This window comes from Peribacillus sp. NPDC097197 (assembly GCF_050278025.1).
Lineage (GTDB): Bacteria > Bacillota > Bacilli > Bacillales > DSM-1321 > Peribacillus.
The window spans coordinates 418,751-437,795 of sequence record NZ_JBNNST010000002.1; the positions used below are offsets into that span (position 1 = coordinate 418,751).

Annotated in this window: 23 protein-coding genes; 8 read left to right on the plus strand and 15 right to left on the minus strand. The window is 41.7% G+C overall.

The window, feature by feature from the left end; all coding sequences use genetic code 11:
- Positions 1-27: 27 nt before the first annotated feature.
- A complete protein-coding gene (spoIIM, locus tag ACQKL6_RS04465; RefSeq protein WP_402956628.1) occupies positions 28-672 on the minus strand; it encodes a stage II sporulation protein M in 645 nt (214 codons plus the stop codon).
- 150 nt (positions 673-822) lie between these two features.
- Between spoIIM and ACQKL6_RS04470 the strand changes: the two genes are divergently transcribed.
- Entirely contained in the window at positions 823-1,386 is a 564-nt protein-coding gene (locus ACQKL6_RS04470; protein WP_407408420.1) for a GNAT family N-acetyltransferase, read from the plus strand.
- Between the two features lie 181 nt (positions 1,387-1,567).
- Here ACQKL6_RS04470 and ACQKL6_RS04475 read toward each other — a convergent pair whose 3' ends face one another.
- From ACQKL6_RS04475 to ACQKL6_RS04485, 3 genes are all read right to left on the minus strand, one after another.
- Positions 1,568-3,088 carry a CoA-acylating methylmalonate-semialdehyde dehydrogenase gene (locus tag ACQKL6_RS04475; RefSeq protein ID WP_427650652.1) on the minus strand — a complete coding sequence of 507 codons (1,521 nt, stop codon included), beginning with the start codon at positions 3,086-3,088 and terminating at the stop codon, positions 1,568-1,570.
- 358 nt (positions 3,089-3,446) lie between these two features.
- Positions 3,447-4,616 carry an endonuclease Q family protein gene (locus ACQKL6_RS04480; RefSeq protein WP_427650654.1) on the minus strand — a complete coding sequence of 390 codons (1,170 nt, stop codon included), beginning with the start codon at positions 4,614-4,616 and terminating at the stop codon, positions 3,447-3,449.
- Positions 4,617-5,168, minus strand: a complete 552-nt coding sequence (locus ACQKL6_RS04485; protein ID WP_402869305.1) for an NUDIX hydrolase — start codon at positions 5,166-5,168, stop codon at positions 4,617-4,619.
- Between the two features lie 75 nt (positions 5,169-5,243).
- On the opposite strand from ACQKL6_RS04485, the gene mciZ reads away from it, so the two are divergent.
- The 3 genes from mciZ to ACQKL6_RS04500 all read left to right on the plus strand — a co-directional run bounded on the left by mciZ (position 5,244) and on the right by ACQKL6_RS04500 (position 7,033).
- Positions 5,244-5,402: a Z-ring formation inhibitor MciZ gene (gene mciZ / locus ACQKL6_RS04490; protein WP_402869307.1), complete on the plus strand. Its 159-nt coding sequence runs from the start codon at positions 5,244-5,246 to the stop codon at positions 5,400-5,402.
- Positions 5,403-5,459: 57 nt separating this feature from the next.
- Positions 5,460-6,368: an aldo/keto reductase gene (locus ACQKL6_RS04495; protein WP_402956619.1), complete on the plus strand. Its 909-nt coding sequence runs from the start codon at positions 5,460-5,462 to the stop codon at positions 6,366-6,368.
- Between the two features lie 239 nt (positions 6,369-6,607).
- Positions 6,608-7,033: an Ohr family peroxiredoxin gene (locus ACQKL6_RS04500; protein WP_402869311.1), complete on the plus strand. Its 426-nt coding sequence runs from the start codon at positions 6,608-6,610 to the stop codon at positions 7,031-7,033.
- A 58-nt stretch (positions 7,034-7,091) separates the two neighbouring features.
- On the opposite strand, the gene ACQKL6_RS04505 is transcribed toward ACQKL6_RS04500, so the two are convergent.
- Positions 7,092-7,529 (minus strand): MarR family winged helix-turn-helix transcriptional regulator, encoded by a 438-nt coding sequence (locus tag ACQKL6_RS04505; protein ID WP_402869313.1) that lies wholly within the window; start codon positions 7,527-7,529, stop codon positions 7,092-7,094.
- A gap of 251 nt (positions 7,530-7,780) precedes the next feature.
- Complete coding sequence (locus tag ACQKL6_RS04510; protein WP_427650655.1) at positions 7,781-8,044, minus strand: YqkE family protein; 264 nt, start codon at positions 8,042-8,044, stop codon at positions 7,781-7,783.
- 124 nt (positions 8,045-8,168) lie between these two features.
- Here ACQKL6_RS04510 and ACQKL6_RS04515 point away from each other — a divergent pair, with 124 nt between their 5' ends.
- Positions 8,169-9,077, plus strand: a complete 909-nt coding sequence (locus tag ACQKL6_RS04515; RefSeq protein WP_427650656.1) for an alpha/beta hydrolase — start codon at positions 8,169-8,171, stop codon at positions 9,075-9,077.
- Between the two features lie 46 nt (positions 9,078-9,123).
- Here ACQKL6_RS04515 and ACQKL6_RS04520 read toward each other — a convergent pair whose 3' ends face one another.
- From ACQKL6_RS04520 to ACQKL6_RS04530, 3 genes are all read right to left on the minus strand, one after another.
- Positions 9,124-9,447 carry an iron-sulfur cluster biosynthesis family protein gene (locus ACQKL6_RS04520; RefSeq protein ID WP_402869323.1) on the minus strand — a complete coding sequence of 108 codons (324 nt, stop codon included), beginning with the start codon at positions 9,445-9,447 and terminating at the stop codon, positions 9,124-9,126.
- A gap of 102 nt (positions 9,448-9,549) precedes the next feature.
- Positions 9,550-9,882: a YolD-like family protein gene (locus tag ACQKL6_RS04525; protein ID WP_402869324.1), complete on the minus strand. Its 333-nt coding sequence runs from the start codon at positions 9,880-9,882 to the stop codon at positions 9,550-9,552.
- 26 nt (positions 9,883-9,908) lie between these two features.
- Entirely contained in the window at positions 9,909-11,168 is a 1,260-nt protein-coding gene (locus ACQKL6_RS04530) for a Y-family DNA polymerase (RefSeq protein WP_402986139.1), read from the minus strand.
- Positions 11,169-11,565: 397 nt separating this feature from the next.
- Between ACQKL6_RS04530 and ACQKL6_RS04535 the strand changes: the two genes are divergently transcribed.
- Positions 11,566-12,225: a C40 family peptidase gene (locus tag ACQKL6_RS04535; RefSeq protein WP_427650657.1), complete on the plus strand. Its 660-nt coding sequence runs from the start codon at positions 11,566-11,568 to the stop codon at positions 12,223-12,225.
- A 55-nt stretch (positions 12,226-12,280) separates the two neighbouring features.
- On the opposite strand, the gene ACQKL6_RS04540 is transcribed toward ACQKL6_RS04535, so the two are convergent.
- The 3 genes from ACQKL6_RS04540 to ACQKL6_RS04550 all read right to left on the minus strand — a co-directional run bounded on the left by ACQKL6_RS04540 (position 12,281) and on the right by ACQKL6_RS04550 (position 14,751).
- Positions 12,281-12,814, minus strand: a complete 534-nt coding sequence (locus ACQKL6_RS04540) for a DUF3221 domain-containing protein (RefSeq protein WP_427650658.1) — start codon at positions 12,812-12,814, stop codon at positions 12,281-12,283.
- Between the two features lie 153 nt (positions 12,815-12,967).
- Positions 12,968-13,759, minus strand: a complete 792-nt coding sequence (locus tag ACQKL6_RS04545) for an SDR family NAD(P)-dependent oxidoreductase (RefSeq protein ID WP_402869331.1) — start codon at positions 13,757-13,759, stop codon at positions 12,968-12,970.
- The gene (locus ACQKL6_RS04550; RefSeq protein WP_402869333.1) at positions 13,756-14,751 is read right to left on the minus strand and encodes an MBL fold metallo-hydrolase; all 996 of its coding nucleotides are present in this window, start codon (positions 14,749-14,751) and stop codon (positions 13,756-13,758) included. Before ACQKL6_RS04550 ends, ACQKL6_RS04545 begins: the two co-directional genes overlap by 4 nt.
- A gap of 521 nt (positions 14,752-15,272) precedes the next feature.
- Here ACQKL6_RS04550 and proC point away from each other — a divergent pair.
- The gene (gene proC / locus ACQKL6_RS04555) at positions 15,273-16,118 is read left to right on the plus strand and encodes a pyrroline-5-carboxylate reductase (RefSeq protein ID WP_427650659.1); all 846 of its coding nucleotides are present in this window, start codon (positions 15,273-15,275) and stop codon (positions 16,116-16,118) included.
- A 36-nt stretch (positions 16,119-16,154) separates the two neighbouring features.
- On the opposite strand, the gene ACQKL6_RS04560 is transcribed toward proC, so the two are convergent.
- The gene (locus ACQKL6_RS04560) at positions 16,155-16,292 is read right to left on the minus strand and encodes a hypothetical protein (protein WP_427650660.1); all 138 of its coding nucleotides are present in this window, start codon (positions 16,290-16,292) and stop codon (positions 16,155-16,157) included.
- Positions 16,293-16,495: 203 nt separating this feature from the next.
- On the opposite strand from ACQKL6_RS04560, the gene ACQKL6_RS04565 reads away from it, so the two are divergent.
- The gene (locus ACQKL6_RS04565; RefSeq protein WP_402869337.1) at positions 16,496-17,047 is read left to right on the plus strand and encodes a MerR family transcriptional regulator; all 552 of its coding nucleotides are present in this window, start codon (positions 16,496-16,498) and stop codon (positions 17,045-17,047) included.
- A gap of 178 nt (positions 17,048-17,225) precedes the next feature.
- On the opposite strand, the gene ACQKL6_RS04570 is transcribed toward ACQKL6_RS04565, so the two are convergent.
- Both ACQKL6_RS04570 and ACQKL6_RS04575 read right to left on the minus strand, forming a co-directional pair.
- Complete coding sequence (locus ACQKL6_RS04570) at positions 17,226-18,020, minus strand: ABC transporter ATP-binding protein (RefSeq protein WP_402869338.1); 795 nt, start codon at positions 18,018-18,020, stop codon at positions 17,226-17,228.
- Positions 17,995-19,023 carry an ABC transporter permease gene (locus ACQKL6_RS04575; RefSeq protein WP_427650661.1) on the minus strand — a complete coding sequence of 343 codons (1,029 nt, stop codon included), beginning with the start codon at positions 19,021-19,023 and terminating at the stop codon, positions 17,995-17,997. Before ACQKL6_RS04575 ends, ACQKL6_RS04570 begins: the two co-directional genes overlap by 26 nt.
- Positions 19,024-19,045 lie beyond the last annotated feature (22 nt).

Sequence of the window (19,045 nt, forward strand, 5' to 3'; positions counted from 1 at the left end):
TCATGATGAATGCGTAGCTACCCTACATTACCCCAAGAAGCTTACGACATTTTTCATTAAGGAAGGGGATAAATATGCTTCAAATGCAGCTGCTGCAATTAAAAATACCCCAGACAAGATTAAGGAAAAAACATAGCGGGAAATAATCGGCTTTAAAGGCTCCCGAACCTGTTTAAGAAAAATGCGGCTGATCATCTTCATGGATAGCGATACGGCCAGAACCGTGATCACGATAAAGATCGGGACAATGAATATATTTTGCGGTAGGATTGCCACAAATGATAATAGGAATCCACTCCACCCCATTTGATTGACTAAAAATCCGACCGTAAATCCCACAACCATGCCTTTTACAAATAACAGTACTAATATCACTGGCAAACCGATAACCGAAACCCCAAGAATCCAGATGACCCCAATATATTTAAGGTTATGCATAAGACTTTGACTGAACATATCGTGTGAAGAAGCAAATTCCCCTTTGGAAACTTGTCCGAAGAATTGTGATAAATAGTAGAACAAATCTTCCTTTTGAGTAAAGCTCAAACTGTTTACGAGAACAGCACCAAAAATGACACCCATTAAAAAGAGTACAGTGATAAAAACGTATAATGAGGAATGTTCGTTAACATGTTTCCTTACAGCATTTTGTATGGCAGATCTATTTTTCATCTTTTATCTATCCTCCCAACTCCACTTACTAGAATCTATGTTTTTTCTGTTTTATTTATGACAAGGATTCAAGCGTAATTTACAGAGTCGTAGAACATTTTTCACAAAAGACGTGTTATAATTTTCCATAAAGTTGTTTGGAGGGGTACTATGAAAGCTATACTAATGGATTTTCCAGAAAAAATTGAAACTTCTCGTTTATATTTAAGACCTTGCCTACCAGGAGATGGACTTGACGTTTATGAAGCCATAGTTCGTTCACGAAACGAGTTGAAGAGCTGGCTTCCATTTGCCCAGCAAGAACCATCAATAGAAGCTTCAGAAAAGAATGTCCTGAAAGCATATGCTGATTTTATCTTAAAAGAAGATATTAGACTCCATATTTATAGGAAAGAAGACGGTCAATTCATAGGCTCCACTGGCCTCCATCGAATTAACTGGGACATCCCCAAGTTTGAAATCGGTTATTGGATCGATACGGAATACAGGAACAAAGGATATATAACTGAAGTGGTAGAAAGGTTAACAAGATTCGCCTTTAATCATTATGGGGCCAAGAGAATTGAAATCCGTTGTGATCCCAACAATCTTACCAGCAAACGGATTCCTGAAAAGCTTGGATTTACCCTGGAAGGGATTTTACATAATGATGCTTTAAGCGCCGACGGCAAGACATTACGAGACACTTGCATTTATGCAAAAACAATAAACTAAAAAGAGCCCTGGCAGCATCAGATTTCCCTGTCAGGACTCTCTCCATTAGCTTTAAAAAGCAAAACTAATCTCTTTGGCTTTCCATACTTTACGTTCCAATTAACTCTCTTTCTATGAAGCTTCATTAAAAGGACCTAAAGAATCCCTAAAATAGTTTCAGGGATTCTTTGTATTTCAATCTTCAATCATTATTGCTTGGAAAGGCAAATGTCGACCCCGTATTGGCGGACGATGTCAACCATCGTTCTGAGACAGTTTTTGTTTTTGTAAAGAAACGGGCTTGGTCTGGTCCGAACATATGACCTTCACCGAATCTAGACCCTTTAAATCCAGCAAAATTATGGTAGCCGACAGGGATTGGAATCGGGACATTAACTCCTACCATCCCAACGTCAATTTCCGTTGTGAATTTCCGAGCTGCCGCTCCATCATTGGTGAAAATGGTGACACCATTCCCTAACTCATGTTCGTTGATCAGCTTAATCGCTTCTTCTAGTGAAGCGACCCGAACAACATTCCGGGCGGGTCCGAACACTTCCTGTTCATATATATCCATTCCTGGCTTTACATGGTCAATTAATGTCGGGCCGACAAAGAAACCACTGGATTCTTTCACGATGTCTAATTCCCGTCCATCACACACTACCGTTGCACCTTCTTCAATGCTCTTGTCAATCGCAGCAATTACCAACTCTTTTGATTGTTGGGATATAACAGGTCCGAAGTCAACTTCCCGGTCTGTGTAAGAGCCCACTTTCAATGCGCCGATTTTTTCTTTTAAAATCTTTATTAAACGATCCCCTGTTTCTTCTCCAACAGGCATGAGCGTTGAAATGGCCATGCAACGCTGGGATGCAGCTCCATATGCAGCTCCAATAAAAGAGTTTGCCACTTGTTCTAAATCCGCATCAGGCATGACAACCATATTGTTCTTCCCGCCACCAAGAGCCGTCACACGCTTACCATGTTTCGCTCCCGTCTCATAAATATATTGAGCCACCGGCGTAGAGCCCACGAAGGAGATTGCCTCCACTTCTGGATTTCTCAATAATTCATTGACAGCGTCCTTATCACCATTGATAACGGTCCAAATACCGTCCGGCAATCCTGCTTTCTTCCATAATTCACTCACGAATAAAGCTGTCATCGGAACTCGCTCCGAAGCTTTCAGAATGACTGCATTGCCTACAGCAATTGCCATGCTCGTCTGGGCCAGTGGCACCATGATCGGGAAGTTGAATGGAGAAATGGCTGCTACGACGCCAAGTGGGTACTTCGCCGAATAGACATTGATCTGTCCACCGACGTTGACGGAATATTCCCCTTTCACTAAATGGGGCGCTCCAATGGCAAGGTCCACAGATTCTATTCCACGGGTAATCTCGCCCTTTGCATCTTCTGCCGTTTTACCGCTTTCTGTACAAATCAGATCAATTAGGGCATCTGTATGTTCCGTAAGCAAGTTACGAAACTTGATCACTATATCCGCACGCCTTGCTACGGACATGTCACGCCAAGCGGGAAATGCAGCTTTGGCTTTATCAATGGCTCCCTTTACTTCTTCAATCGAAGCTAACGGTACTTTCGCAATGACTTCTCCACTTGAAGGATTGAATACATCCGAAAATCTCCCGTTTTGTCCTGCAACCATTTGACCGCCTATAAAATGAGATAATTCTTTTACTTTTATTGTTTCAGTCATTATAACTCCTCCTAATTGTTCGAGATTTTACTATATAATGTAGGGGTGAAGCATTTCCTTTATGTAATCCGTCACCCACAAACTCACAAAATACTCAGATAATTAAACTCGGAATTTCAGTCGCGAGTTTACGCCTTCATGTTGCGCCTATATTCATGTCACTTCCTTATTATGATTTATTTCCTATTCCTATTGTGTAACTTCCTGGCTTTTTAGTCATTATACAAAGTGTTAAATGAATCCCTTTTCTATTTCACAAAAAGACTAATGGCTACCAAGTGATATCTATAACAAGCACAAAAGGCACTTCCATCTAGAAATGCCTTTTGAAAAGCTTATATCGGGAAAGCCTGTGTTATCACATCTTAACTTTCCCATATTTGCCGCCTCCTCCTGCATCAAAACCCAATATCCCTTTTCTTGCGGAATCTATAAAGTGGGCTAATTTCAATGGAACGACCTCTGAAAGCTGTTCGAGAGTCACCTCATGAAGGATATTCATCTCGGTTCCGAAGGCCCCCAGCAGTCTGTCCATGGACTTCGGGCCAAGGCCCGGTATGAAATCAAGCGGAACCTGATGAATATACTGCGGTCGGGACCTCTTTTCCTCCCCTTTTCCAGAAACGGATAATTCGGCAATACGTGTGGAAACTCCCTTAATGATCTTTTTGCCTCCGCATTCACTGCATCCCTCAGCATTTATGGCCATTTTATGAAGGCAACTTCCGCAAACGGTTTGATAATATTTACCCAATAAGGGATTCAATCCATAATTGGCTGTCACTTTACGACCTTCTTTTTCCTGAAGCGCTTTTTCCAACTCTGTAAAACTCGGTTCTTGAAGCAATAGCATTTGATATTCACGGGCTATCTTTCCAAGGGAGTGGGCATCGGAATTCGTCAGGAAGGTATACGATTTCAATTCTTTTATGTCCTCCACCAAATAGGTATCCGAGCTTAAACCAAGTTCGATGGCATCAATGAGCTTCGGATCGAACACTTCCGCCAGGCTTTCCTTTACACCTTTACCGTACAAGCTTTTAAAGGGGGTGAAAACATGCGCAGGGATGAACAGCCCTCCAAGGGATTTGACGGTTTCTTGCAACTTTCGCCCGTCACAATAAATCCTCTGGGAACTCAACGTAATATTTTTCACATAATTACTCATCCATGATGAAAACCTCTTCATCACTTCCATATTTGGAAAATAGGCAAGAACATGAATCGGTCCATGGCAATTGTGGTCATATATTTCAATTTCCGACCCTGGGATGATGGTGAGGTTCCGATAATGAAGTCCTCCACCCTCCATTTCCGTAATTTCCCCATTGTAAATTCCAGCTTCTATCTCTTCAATAACCTCAGGAGAATGGCAGTCTATAACCCCTATCATATCGAGTCCTTTTCGTTCGCTTGCCACTTCGATTATGTTGCTGAAGGTCAACGTTTTAGCTCCGGTGATCTTAACCGCCTTCCCACTTCTCGTCCTGCCGATATGAATATGGAAATCAGCATAGTATTCTTTCATTTATTCATTCAACGCCTTTTTCAACTGCAAATATTGTACGGCGTAGGCCGTTTTGGCATCTTGGATCTTCCCTTCATCCAGATAGTTTTGAGCTTCCTTCAATGTCAGCTCGATCACCTCGACAAACTCATCTTCATCCAATGGTGCCGCATCTTTTTTCTTTTTCAAATTGTGGGCCAAATAGAGATGGACTAGCTCATCCGCAAAGCCTGGAGACGTATAAAAAGAGATGATATGCTCCATTCTTTCACATTCATAGCCCGTCTCTTCCTCAAGTTCACGTTCTGCCGACCGAACGGGTTCCTCCCCTTTTTCAAGCTTACCTGCTGGAATTTCAACCAGGCTTCTCTCCAACGCTTTACGGTACTGTTCGACCATGATGATCTTATCTTCAGCTGTAAGAGCGATGATTGCGACTGCCCCGGGATGCTTGATGATTTCTCGTTTACTCGTTTTCCCATCAGGAAGCTCGACATCATCCACTTGTAAATTGATTACTTTACCCGTGAATATCTTTTTGCTTGATAATGTTTTCTCTTCGAATTTTTTCAACTTGTCCACTCCTCTGTTCTAATTACAGCATGATTCTTCATACATTTTACCATACTAGGGATGGAGGGCGATTTGATGAAAATTCATGTGTTCGAAAATGGCATTGTTTTCTCCGGAAAGAGTTGGGAGATTGTTCAAAAACTCAAAAGTCTACAAAGTGACTATGTTTATGTCAATGACTGGATTGCAGATATCCATCGACAAGAACCTCACCCCTTAAAAAGGATCAAGTGAAATCTTTGAGTGAAAATGATTCCTCCTTTACAATGAAGATATAAAGGAGAGGATAACATGAAAAAACGCAGATTAGGAAATTCGGATTTGCTTGTATCCGAAATTGGACTTGGATGCATGTCTTTGGGAACCGATCAAAAAAAGGCAGCCGAAATTGTGAAGGCTGCTTTACATGAAGGCATCAATTACTTCGACACCGCTGACTTATATGATTTTGGAGTGAACGAGGAAATTGTGGGAGAAAGCCTAAAGCCAGTTCGCGATCAAGTGTACATAGCAACGAAAGTCGGAAACCGCTGGACGGAAAATAAAGAAGGCTGGAGCTGGGATCCATCTGGTGACTATATCAAGACGGCCGTAAAAGATAGTCTAAAGAGACTAGGCACCGACTATATTGACCTCTATCAGCTGCATGGCGGTACGATTGAAGATAATTTGGAGGAAACGATTGAAGCCTTTGAGGACTTAAAAAAAGAAGGTTTGATTCGGTACTATGGAATATCATCGATTCGGCCCAATGTAATAAAGGCATTTGTCGAGAATTCAGATATTGATTCCGTGATGATGCAGTACAGCCTTCTGGACCGCCGTCCGGAAGAGTGGATGCCACTTTTGGAAAATAAGCAGGTCAGCATCATTGCTCGGGGGCCTCTCGCCAAAGGGCTGCTAAGTGAAAAAATGCTTAACAAGGCTAGTGAGGACGGCTACCTCGATTATAGCTATCAAGCACTCAAGGACTTACTTCCACAATTAAAAGAGAAGATTTCCGGCAAGAAGCTGAATGCTGTGGCTCTGCAATATGTATTATCGAACCAATGCGTTGCATCTGCCGTAGCCGGGGCGAGCACGGTGCAACAGCTTCGCGAAAACTGTCAGGCTGCCAACAGCCCTTCTCTTTCAAAAGATGAACTTGATCTGTTGAAGCAACTCACCAAAGCAAGCAAATATGCAAACCACCGGGAATAAATCTAACCTGAACACCCTTTAAAGACTAGCAATCATTTCTCTGCAAAGCTATCCTTTCCGTACACCTACGGTTGGATAGCTTTTTTTTATTCCGGGAGTCATACCCTACACTTTTAAATAACTCAGCTGCAAAAGTGTAGGGTGAGTTCTTTCTAAGATCTTTTCTGTTGCTATTTCTTAATTGATATTATACAATTCAATTGTGCACAATCTAAATGAAAAGATTGGAGAGATAAACAATGACAAAAACACTATTTACGACGTCCGTAACGGTTGATGGAGGAAGAGAAGGAACGGCCATTTCAGCTGATGGAAACTTTACGGTTGATATTGCAATGCCCGGAACGCCAAGGGCTAAACAGATGCCTGAAGCTTCTAATCCTGAACAGCTTTTTGCAGCAGGATATGCGGCTTGTTTTGATAGTGCTTTACAATCGGTTGGAAAGATTGAAGGTGCTACATTTACTTCAAACGTCACAGCCAATGTCAGTTTATTGATGGGTGATATGCATCAATACAGCTTGGCTGTAACATTAGTCGTAAAGGGATCAGGAATCGATAAAAATTCATTTGAAACTTTCGTTCATAAAGCTCACCAAATGTGCCCTTATTCAAAAGCAATCAACGGCAATGTGGATGTTGCCATTGAAATTGAAGTAGAATAAAGCAATTTCACAAAAAAACGCTTGGGTTTGAAGTGAACCCAGGCGTTTTTCTATTCCTTCAAAGTGCTTGCAAGGTTTTTAATAGTTGAAGCAGCGACGCTTTCAAATCCTCAACCACTTGCTTATCTTCACCGGACATATCCGAAATGCGTTCAGGAATGAAACAGGCTTCTTCCCTTAAATCAAGTCCCTTTCGAGTCAGCTGAATCATGACAGACCTTTCATCTTTAGTGGACCGTTCACGAACAATGAGCCCATTCTGCTCCATCCGTTTCAACATGGGAGTGAGCGTTCCTGAATCAAGTGCAAGTAACTCCCCTAATTTCTTCACTGTAAGCGTGTCTTGCTCCCATAGTAAAAGCAGAACGAGATATTGAGGATACGTTACGTTAAGTTTGGTAAGTAGTGGTTTATACTTCTTGGTCATTTCCCTCGAATTTGCATATAGAAGGAAGCATAGTTGATTTTCCAGTACAGATTCTATTCTTTTTTCCATTTCATCACCAACTAATAGTAGTCCATTCGATAAGCGGGTACCTATCAAACTTACTTTTAATATAATCGTTATGCTTTATAAAATAAAGCGATTCGGCCATCCAAACAGAATTACGAAGGAATTTAATTTGTTCCATGTCATTTTCCTCATACAAAAACATCCCCGTTATAAGTACATGGGTACCAACGAAGATGCTTTCCATTTATAGTTTTTTTGGTCGGGTCATAATAAACATCCCGATTTCATTAAAATCATTTATAGTTTTTCCAGTTAAGATTACTTTCACCCAACAGCTCTTCGAATGATTTATTTTTCTCACGCTGTTTTCTTTCTTGACGTTTCTTTTCTTCTTCTGCTGCTCTCTTCTCTTGTTCCGCATCGTTTAATTCTTTTTGTTTTTGGCGAAGCTGCGACATGATATCTTGATTGAGCATATCACCAAGTTTCAATGATGACGATGCTTCTTTTTCTTGCTTTTTACTTTGATTTTGATTGCGCGGCTGTTTCTTTTTCATCCTTAAAACCCCCTGACATTATACATTATTATACCATGACTCCGGTTTTACCCGTGACGATTTCTTAACAGTATTTTCTTATTTTTCAACATGGTAAAATAAACTAAAAACAAGGAGGTTCACCATGAAAAAATGGGGTCTCGCAATTGCCGGCATCTTGACGTATATGGTCGGCATCGGTATTTATTTTTCTAATCGGCTCATGTACATGAAGAAGAAGGAAGATGATTTCATCAAAGATCGTGAAGTCTTGGCTAAACGGTTCATTCAAGAGGATTTTGATACCCTGCCTAAAAGCGAAATCTGGGTACCTTCTCCATCTGGGTATTCCTTGAAATGCATGTTTATTGAACCGCATCCTACGAATAAGTGGATCATTATTGCTCACGGCGTGACAGAAAATAAAACGAACTCGATCAAGTACATGAACATTTTCCTTAAGCGTGGATTCAATGCGGTCATCTATGATCACCGTCGTCATGGAGACTCCGGTGGGAAAACAAGCAGCTATGGACATTATGAAAAATCCGACTTGAAAGCCGTGATTGACGAGTTAAAAAAACGTAAAGGTTCAGATCTTTTCTTCGGCATTCATGGTGAATCCATGGGGGCTGTGACCCTTCTTCTATATGCGGGCATGCTTGAAGATGGAGCAGATTTTTATATTGCCGATTGTCCATTTTCCAATTTTGAAAAGCAAATTCAACATCAAATCGGTATGGAAATCCCTTTTCCAACCTGGAGCATCTTTCCACTTGGGCGCATGTTCATCAAACTTCGTGATGGATATTGGACGAACGAAGTATCACCGATAGATTTCATTAGTACTATCGAAAAACCAGTGCTGTTCATTCATAGTGAACCTGATACTTTCATTCCCGCTTCCATGACACTTGAATTATATGAAGCAAAAAAAGGACCAAAACAACTTTACCTCGCAAAAAACGGGGCTCACGCACAATCATATAATGCTAATCCCAAGGAATATGAGGAACGGATCGACCAATTTCTCGAACAGCTTGTATTGAAATAGACAAAGGGAGAATCCCACGACTATCGGGATTCTCCCTTTGCTTTTTTTAGAGTTTATTAAAGTAACTCATCCTTGGATTCAAGATTTGATTCGGGCTTTTTAGCTGAAAGCAGTTTGCTTCGACCACAAAGTCTATTGTCATGATATCATCGAGAAAAATCATTTTAGATTTTTCGACATAAAGGGGAATTCCATTAGTTTCCACTTTTTGATTATCCTCCTCAAGCTCGTCAACGAGCCAAAGAGCTGTCACGCCACTTACTACGCAACCACAGCCATCTGTATCATATTTCAACTGTAAATGTCCTTCTTTTCCCTGTATTTTATCGGAAAGTTTTTCGGCTGCTCTATCTGTCCATTCAATGTACATCTCATTTCCCCCTATTCGTTCCATTCCCCCATTATAAACGATGAAAGGACCCCTGTCCTTTTCCCGCACTCTTGTGCATCCATGGGGATAATCCCACCATTCTTATTCCATCAATCTTACATCCGCTATATGGGAAAGTTGAATATAATGTGGTTGCTGAAAATGGTCAATAATATGAAGTCTTTGCAAGCATTCATCATAATAATGAATGCTTCCGATTAAAAGCTGGTAACGGGTTCTGTCATAATAGGCAATCGTGACCTCTCTACCTTCTTCCATCGCTTCCCCCATCACAGCATTCATTTCTTCAAACTGCTGTTCATCGAGAATGCGTCTTGCTTCATGGCTATCCTCCGCCACCCAATCCCGCAACATCTTCACATGCTCCGGTAGCATCATGGATGTCCATTTGATACGCCCCCGATCATGAATCATTCTTTTTTCCTCCTCTGACGACTTTGTCAAGCCTTATGCCCGCCAAGCAATCCGCTTCTATAAACGGCCGTCCCGGCTTTCGTATACGAAACCGCGCGCAACAGTGATTTTGAACCATATTTATGTCGAATGCGGTCAACGGTATAACTCAATTCCCGCTTTTTCCACCGTGAAGCATCAAATAAAGTCAGCTGCATCTCATTATCATCCACAATATTCGAGAGTGTGACCGAAACGCTACGAACCGTTTTTTGCTTATGATAGTTTTCATGAAAAAGTTCAAGACAGACTTTATACAATTCCATTGTGATATTTGTCGGTTCCTCAATCGAACGGGAGCGATGAAACCCACCGCCAAACTCATCCTTACTATAACCAATGCTCAGACTGATCGTCCGTCCAGCCTTCCTATGGGTACGAGCCCTTCTTCCGACTTCCTCACAAATTTCTACCATAACCTGCTTGATCTCGTGTTCTTCCTTGTAATCACGGAGTAAAATCTGACTTTTACCAAAGCTGACCTGCCCCTCGATGATCGGCGCCCCGAGATCTGACAAATCGATTCCCCAGGCATGATGATAAAGCTGATTGCCCATAATCCCGAACTTCGCTTCAAGCAATTGAAGGTCATAATTGGCAAGTTGCCCGACAGTGAATATTCCCATGCCATGAAGGGTCTTTTCCACCCTCCTTCCTATCCCCCACATTTCACGAAGCGGAGAAATCGGCCAAAGCTTAGCTGGTACGTCTTCATATGTCCACTCAGCTATTCCTGTATGTTTGGCCTCGAGATCAAGAGAAAGCTTCGCCATCAGCATGTTCGGCCCAATCCCGATTGCACTTGGAATCTGTAATTCCCTTTCAATGTCATCTTTTATTTTCCTGGCAATATTCCAGGCATCCCCCCATAAAGAAGCCGCTCCATCAACTTTCAAAAAACTTTCGTCCACACTGTATACATGAATCGCTTCTTTTGGAACATAGCGGTGAAACAAGCGCGTAATCTCCGTCGAAACTCTCAAATAAGTGGCCATTTTGGGTTCAACGACTAGAATGCGCGGATCTTTCGGTATCTCAAACTTCCGAGAACCTGTTTTTATACCGAATTCCTTCTTTAGCTTTGGAGAAGCCGCAAGCACAATGCTCCCCTCCCTATTCTTATCACCCACCACTGCCAAATAACATTCGAGCGGATCCAATCCATGCATGACCGCTGAGCAGCTAGCATAAAAACTTTTCATATCAATACACATAATTGATTGTTTCGGCATCATGCTATAATCCATTTTTTCTTCACCCTACATAGAATATATGTTCGCTTTTATATTATATCCCTCATTCTAAACGAATAAACGTTCGCATTCAATGGAAGTTTCATGACAAATTTCCACCTTTTTATGGGACTCTTTTAAATACCCATAAAAATCCTTTATTTTAAAAGTAATCCATTATATCCAACTAGTTTTCACAAATATAATTAGTTGGTATCTTGCCCAAAATGGGAACCGTGGCTTTTAACCCTTTTACTATTCAAGAAAAACGTTTTCTATGTTTTTTCACTAAGTATTATTACTTATTTTTTGTAATGAAAATGTAATCAAAAACTGGTTTGATTGTCACAATGGTATTGTAGGATAATATTGTTAAAGAAAAATAGAGAGATAGAGAGAGGAAATGAGATACATGAAGAAATGGATTGCCTCAGCTGCTGTTGCTTCTGCATTAATGCTGACCCCACTTCAGGCGTTTGCAAATATTGGAGATCAAACCCTCAGACCCGGAATGACACATAGTGATGTCAAACAACTACAAACCCTATTAAAAACTAAAGGTTATTTCACATATACTGGTTCACTGACTACTTACTACGGAACCTATTCAACAACTGCCGTAAAAAACTTTCAAAAAGCTAAAGGATTGACTGCCGATGGGATTGCAGGAAGAATTACCTTCAATGCGCTCGGTGTTTATAATGTCAATAATACAAGCATGATTAATTATGCAAAAACATTGATAGGCTCACCATACAAATGGGCTGGCACGACACCAGCAGGATTTGACTGTTCGGGGTTCATCTATTATGTATTCCAAAAATCACAAGGAATTACCCTACCACGGACAACATCCCAGCTTTATGCGAATACCGGATTGAAAGTATCATCGCCATCAAAAGGTGATCTTGTATTCTTTGATACTTCTTCTGGAAAGACGGGTGTTTCTCATGCTGGTATCTACATTGGAAACAATCAGTTCATTCATGCTTCCTCTTCTAAAGGAATTACCATCACCGATATGAATAACTCCTATTGGGCGCCAAAATACCTGGGTGCAAAAACTTTATAAAAAAACATAAGACTAAAACGAAGCAGGGCAGAATCTATTTGATTCTGCCCTGTTATTATTTTAGATATAAGATTTCTTCAGTAGAATCGTCTACGGTCACAGTAAATGATGCATCTAAGTTGGAGCGATTCATCATTTCAATATTGTATACATGCTCGGAAGGGAAATGAATGATTTCAAGAACCATGAAACGCTGACTAGGAGCTTTAGTCACATGCTTAAGTGCAGCAGTTACGGCCTTTTGCTCTTCTAGACTCTCTTCATCCTTTAAAATCCGTATCAATTCTGCATCCGCTTTCGAAGGAAATGATCCTTCGACCTCTCCACCGTACCATGGTTTAACTTTCATCCCGATTGCCAAGTCTGAATAACTGAGTTTTGCCCCATGTTCATCTTGTATATACGTATGATTTTTCACCTTGTAATACGTCCCTTTTATCAAAATCCGCTTATCATCTAAATCTGTAATGAATCCTTCTTCTCCCTTGCCAATGGACTTATGGGGTTGCTCTTCAGAGAAGGATTGACAGCTTCCCAGAATGAAAAAAAGGAATAAAAAGATAAAAGACTTTCCCATCACGAGCTTCATACAAAATCCCTCCTATAAAACAGACGAATTTACCAATGAAATGGTTACATAAAATGGAAAGTTAATCCAAATTAATTCAAAAAAAGGGAATGTCAGATGACACTCCCCTTGATTTCTTATTAAAATAGTAATCTTCACTTATATTAGAAGTATCTATTTTTTAAAAAATGCTTTTTTCCCAACGGTCTCAGTGATTCTTGGAAACAAGGTATAAAACTTACTCACCATATTCATCCAGGCGGGTAGATTGACTTCCCGTTTATTAGTTAGCATGGCAGCAACGATTTTGGCTGCTACATCCTCAGGCTTAAGCATGAATTTCTTAATGCCCTTCATATATGTCCCGGATTCATCCGCTATAGTAAAAAAGTTGGTTTCAATCGGTCCAGGATTGACGGTGGTCACATGAATGTTGTCTTCCATCAATTCAAGCCGGAGAGCATTCGAATAACCAAGCACCGCAAATTTAGTGGCCGAATAAAGTGTGGACTTAGGTGTTGCAATTTTTCCTGCCTGTGACGCAATATTAATGATGTGGCCCGCTTGTTTGCGCTTCATATGTGGAAGCACAAACTTCGTACAGGCCATCAAGCCGATTACATTGACAGCAAACATCCCTTTACTCTCTTCTAAATCCGTATCAAGGACTTCTTTAAACGTGCCGTGCCCGGCATTATTGACCAACACATCCACGGTGCCGACCTGGTCGTGGATGTCAACGAAGACCCTTTCCACTTGTTCTGTATCGGAAACATCCAACTTCCATACAAAAACATCGACCCCGTATTGGCTGGTCAGGCTCTCCTTCAGAGTCTGCAATTTATCCAGGCTCCTTGCCAAAAGAACGAGTCTTGCCCCAAGTCGGGCAGATTGAATCGCAATTTCCTTTCCAATTCCTCCCGAAGCCCCGGTAATGACAATGACTTTCCCGCTTAATTTACTCAATAGATTATCCCCTTAGAAACTGTCGTCGCACTTGAATATAAAATGACACCCGATTGCATTTCCAATTCGATTTCACCCAAATCCTCCAGATAATCCAACTGACCGACCGTTTCCGAGAGTGTCAAGTCGACTTCCTGACGATAAACTTTTGGGAAGAGACGCTGACACACTTCAAATCCCGTTAAAGGTTTTTCTTGGAGCATGCTTTTCACCTGCATGGCCCGATTATGCTGTCGCTCAAATCTATATCGAATCAAATCGGACACTTTCTCTCCATCAATTTCTCCCCCATGTCCTGAATAAACCTTAGAAATCGGAAAGTCTAATAGTTTTTGAAGGGAGGCATTGTATTGAAGCAATGGCCGTTGACGAACGCCACCCACAATCAAGGGTGGCTCCATTAATGGATTAGGCGAAATTCTTGCAAGTAAGTGGTCTCCTGCAATCATTAAGCCGTCACTCTCCCGATAAAAGGAAACATGGCTTTGCGCATGACCAGGAGTCTCGATCACTCGCCATCCTGGAAGGCCCGGAAGTTCGTCACCCTCAGCCAAATGTGCTTGCATGTTCCTTTTACTAAGGAATTGGATTTCTTCTTTGTCATGGGTCAATCTATGTTTCAATTCTTCAGCCACGCCCAATTTCCCTGCAAAGTCTAGAAAGAAAGAATTATGGGTGTCAAGGAACTCATCGCTTAGAGTCAGCCACCGCTGATTGTTTTTATGACCATACACCGGGACTTTCTTATCGAAGAAATCGAGTGCACCAGCATGGTCTGGATGATGATGCGTCAAGATTATTTGTTCAATATCAGATAGTTGCAGCCCTAATTCCCCAAGTCCAGCATTCAGTGCCTCTTTTGATTGTACGGTTTTAACCCCCGTATCAATTAAAGTTAAGGCATCTCCTTTAACTATGTAAACATTTACATCGCCCACTGCAAACGGCGTCGGCAGAGAAAGCTTTGCGATATCCCCATTCCAATTCACCATGTCTATTTCCACCTTAATATTATATTTAAATAAGCTTATATATCCGTAAAATTTGCTATTTCCTTATTTTACTAGAAAACTGTGTATGTAATCACTATTTTACATATAATCCTGAACATTGTCATTATTTTCACATAATTAACGACTATATTTTAAGGCTCAGCATATATTACTATTGACAGAGTACTCATGCATCCTTCATAATCACAAGTAATTAAAGACGGCACGGCTATGATTGAGGCCAAGTAAATAATGGATGGCGTAAAGAGAGTGAAGTTCTTAAATGTGCTGAAAAGCTTCACCGTCCTCTCTATTATTGAACCTACCTTATGAGCCTTCAGTAAAACTGACGTTCATCCCACGTTAGCGGATTCAAGTGCAACTTCCTTTTTATTTTGTAGGAGTTGAACAAAGGTGGTACCACGGAAGCCAGACCTTTCGTCCTTTATTGGATGAGGGGTCTTTTTTATTTTATTTGGGAAAACTGACCGTTACTAGTATGCATTAAAGGAGTGAGTGAAATGAAAAAAATAGCTTTTATCGGGGCTGGATCAATGGCGGAAGCAATCATTTCCGGTTTGGTCACTCAGCAAGTAATAAACCCGACTGACATTTTTGTGACCAACAAAAAAAATGATGAACGATTCACTTATCTAACAGAACAATATGGGATTACCCCAACACGGTCTCTTCCGCAACTACTAGAGAATGCAAACATAGTAGTACTTGCAGTAAAGCCAAAAGATATTTTAACCACGATGCAATCCATAAAGGAATACATCCGGGAAGATATGCTGTTCATTTCCGTTGTGGCAGGGGTCCATACGGCAAGTCTTGAAGGGATTGCAGCCAAACCGGTCGCCATCGTAAGAGCTATGCCTAATACATCGGCAGCCGTCGGACAGTCAGCCACTGCCCTATCGGCCAATGCACATACAACTGAATCGCAATTGCAGACGGCCATCACACTTTTCGAAACGGTGGGCTCGGTTGCCATTGTCGAAGAAACACAGCTTGATGCCGTAACGGGCTTATCCGGAAGCGGTCCCGCTTATATTTATTATTTGGTCGAAGCTCTGGAAAGATCCGCGGAATCCATTGGCCTTGATGCCGTAACAGCAAAGCAATTAATCCTTCAGACTTTAACCGGTGCAGCCGAAATGCTACAGAAATCGCCAAAAACACCAGCGGTACTGCGAAAAGAAGTCACTTCACCGGGAGGGACCACTGAAGCTGGCCTGAAAGCACTTCAAGCCCATCATGTACAAGAAGCATTTATCTCCTGTGTTCAAGAAGCCACCGAACAATCCAAGCGAATGGGAGATCAAATCAGTAAAGAGCTGGCTAAATATGTAGTTCCCCAATAATAATAAGTAAACAGGCTGTTGACTCCCAAATGGGAGTTAACAGCCTATTGTGTCTAAATGGCCATGACTAAGATAACGAAGAGAACCTGTCATCCATTCTTCCTGATTAATTAACCCATATTTCAAATGGAATATTTCTAAATCGCCTTCCCGCTTATCCAGCTTACTTGGCAAATACGTTTTCCCCATCAAAATGATTATATTACGTCGGGAAGAACACCCACTGGAAATACGACGGTACCGGTAAATAAAATCGACATGGCAGCAAAAACAGGTAGGAAATCCACTATCTTTGGCGAATCAGTACTTGTTTTGTCAACGGCAAAGGAATCGCTTCTTTTATCTAGAATTCTACAACCAAAAGGAGGGGAATCTAGATGAATACAAGTGCAGTTGCCAAGTTATTGAACGTTTCTCATAGTACCATTCAACGCTGGGTTACCCAATTGAACATGGAAGTAGAACGGAATCAGCTAGGTCATTACCAGTTTTCGGAGGAAGATATTGACTTATTGAGGAAAATCCAAGACCAGCTGAACGAGGGAGTGGTCTTACAAAAGGTGAGCATTTCAGAAAAGAAGACCAGAAAGGCCACTGTTAAACAACCTATTGAGTCGGAAAAAGGACAAGATCACCTAAACGAAAGAGTCTCCAGGCTCGAAAAAAGTCTGAAAACAAAAGCGGATGACGTTGTTTCCTATCAACTATTACAGCATAGAAGTGAAATGGAAGACATGCATAAGCTCGTCACTAAACTTGAAGCCCGTATTGAAGCATTAGAAGCAGCCACCATTCCACCAGCAGATTTTTATCTCGCTACCGAAGAAGCTGCCGCCGCTAAAAAAACAAAGAAAAAGTCCTTCATGAAAAACTTTTTTGGAACCAAAAAAGATGACAATTCTCCTTGGAGCACTGCTGATAGCGATTAAGCAGGAGGACCTTGCTGATATTATTCTCTACGAACGTCCACTGTCCTCTGCAGTCAACCCGTTATCTTGGCCTTCCGTAAGGCGAGACTCAGTCACCCGATAGTAAACCCTTCCGATTCCGCCCAAAAAAGAGGCCTCGGTCCAAGGTCATTCACCTTGAGCGCTAGGCCTCTTTCCTTTATATCAACACCGCACGGTCATTTAGCATTTTTTCACCCTTGATACGCTGGAATTCATTCAAGAGCTTATCAACAGTCAGTGCCTGTTTTCTCGGGCCTCTTGCCTCGAAAATGATTTGGCCTTTATCCATCATGATTAAAGAATCACCAAGATCGATGGCCTGCTGCATATTGTGAGTCACCATCAATGTAGTTAACCGGTTCTTTTCAACAATTTCCTTCGTCAGGCTTGTAACAAGCTCTGCCCTGGATGGATCGAGAGCAGCTGTATGTTCATCGAGAAGCAGGATTTTCGGATCGGTGAAGGTCGCCATCAATAACGATAATGCCTGACGCTCCCCTCCCGATAATAACCCCACTTTTGCATTCATCCGATTTTCCAATCCTAAATGGAGTGTACTCAGGCTATCGTTAAAAAGCTCTTTCCGTCTTTTCGTTACCCCAAAGCCAAGACCCCTTCGATTCGTCCTGCCATACGCGATGGCCATATTTTCTTCAATGGTCATGTGCGGGGCCGTTCCGAGCATGGGGTCCTGGAAAACCCGCCCAATCATTTTCGCCCGCTTATGTTCTTCAATCGATGATACATTTTGGCCATCAATGATGACATCACCAGCATCGGGAAGGGTCTTACCGGAAATCATATTCATCAACGTGGACTTCCCAGCACCATTACTGCCTATGACCGTTACAAATTCACCTTTTGACAGCTGTAAATCCAGATTGCCAAGGGCAAGCTTTTCATCCGGAGTCCCTTCATTGAAGACCTTATAGATCTGATTTAGCTGCAGCAAATTCCTCTTCCCCCTTTGTAGACTCAATACGGCGCAGTTGCAATTCTTTGAGTCTTTTTTTCTTACGACCTTTTTCTTTTTGTTTTTCGGAAATTTGCGGGATGACTAAGGCACCGATTACAATAAGCGCAGTGATTAATTTCACATCACCCGTATCAAGGAATTTTACACGTAGCGCCAATGTAACGACGATACGATATATGATGGCTCCCCCAATGACAGCTAGCGTGGCGCGTACAATCGTTTTTGCGCCAAATAACGCTTCCCCGATGATGACGGAGGCCAGACCGATTACGATGATCCCGATTCCCATCCCAATATCGCTAAAACCATTGTACTGGGCAACTAAAGCACCAGAGAAAGCAACTAGGGCATTCCCGATGGCAAGGCCTAATATCTTCATATTCCCTGTATGAGCGGAAAAACTCTTGACCATCGCTTCATTGTCACCAGTTGCCCGAAGCGCAAGGCCTACATCCGTTTTTAAAAAGGCGGACATCCCCATTTGAATCATTACTACTACAATAAACATGACAATGAGAATGCCCCATGTTTTTGGCAAACTATCACCAAGGCCAATGATTGAAAAAATCCCATTAAACATTTGATCCAAACCAGTATGAGACCATGCTTCTGAGATGTTCGTAATAATCGTCGTTTGAGAAAGCAAGGGAATGTTCGAAGCCCCCATGATCCTTAAGTTAATGGAAAAGAGCGCAATCATCATTAAAATACCGGCAAGAAGCGGATTTATCTTCCCTTTTGTATGCAGCAGCCCTGTCATCGTCCCTGCCACAAATCCGGCAAGCATGGCGCAAAACGTGGCCATAATCGGCGAGAAACCATTGACGATCATAATAGCGGCGACAGAAGCTCCTGTCACGAAGCTACCTTCGACCGTCATGTCCGGGAAATCGAGAATTCTGAATGTCAAATAGACTCCAAGTGCCATGATCGCATAGATCATTCCAGATTCAAAAGAGTTAAATATGGCTGTTGGCATTTTTATCTTCCTTCCCTGGAAT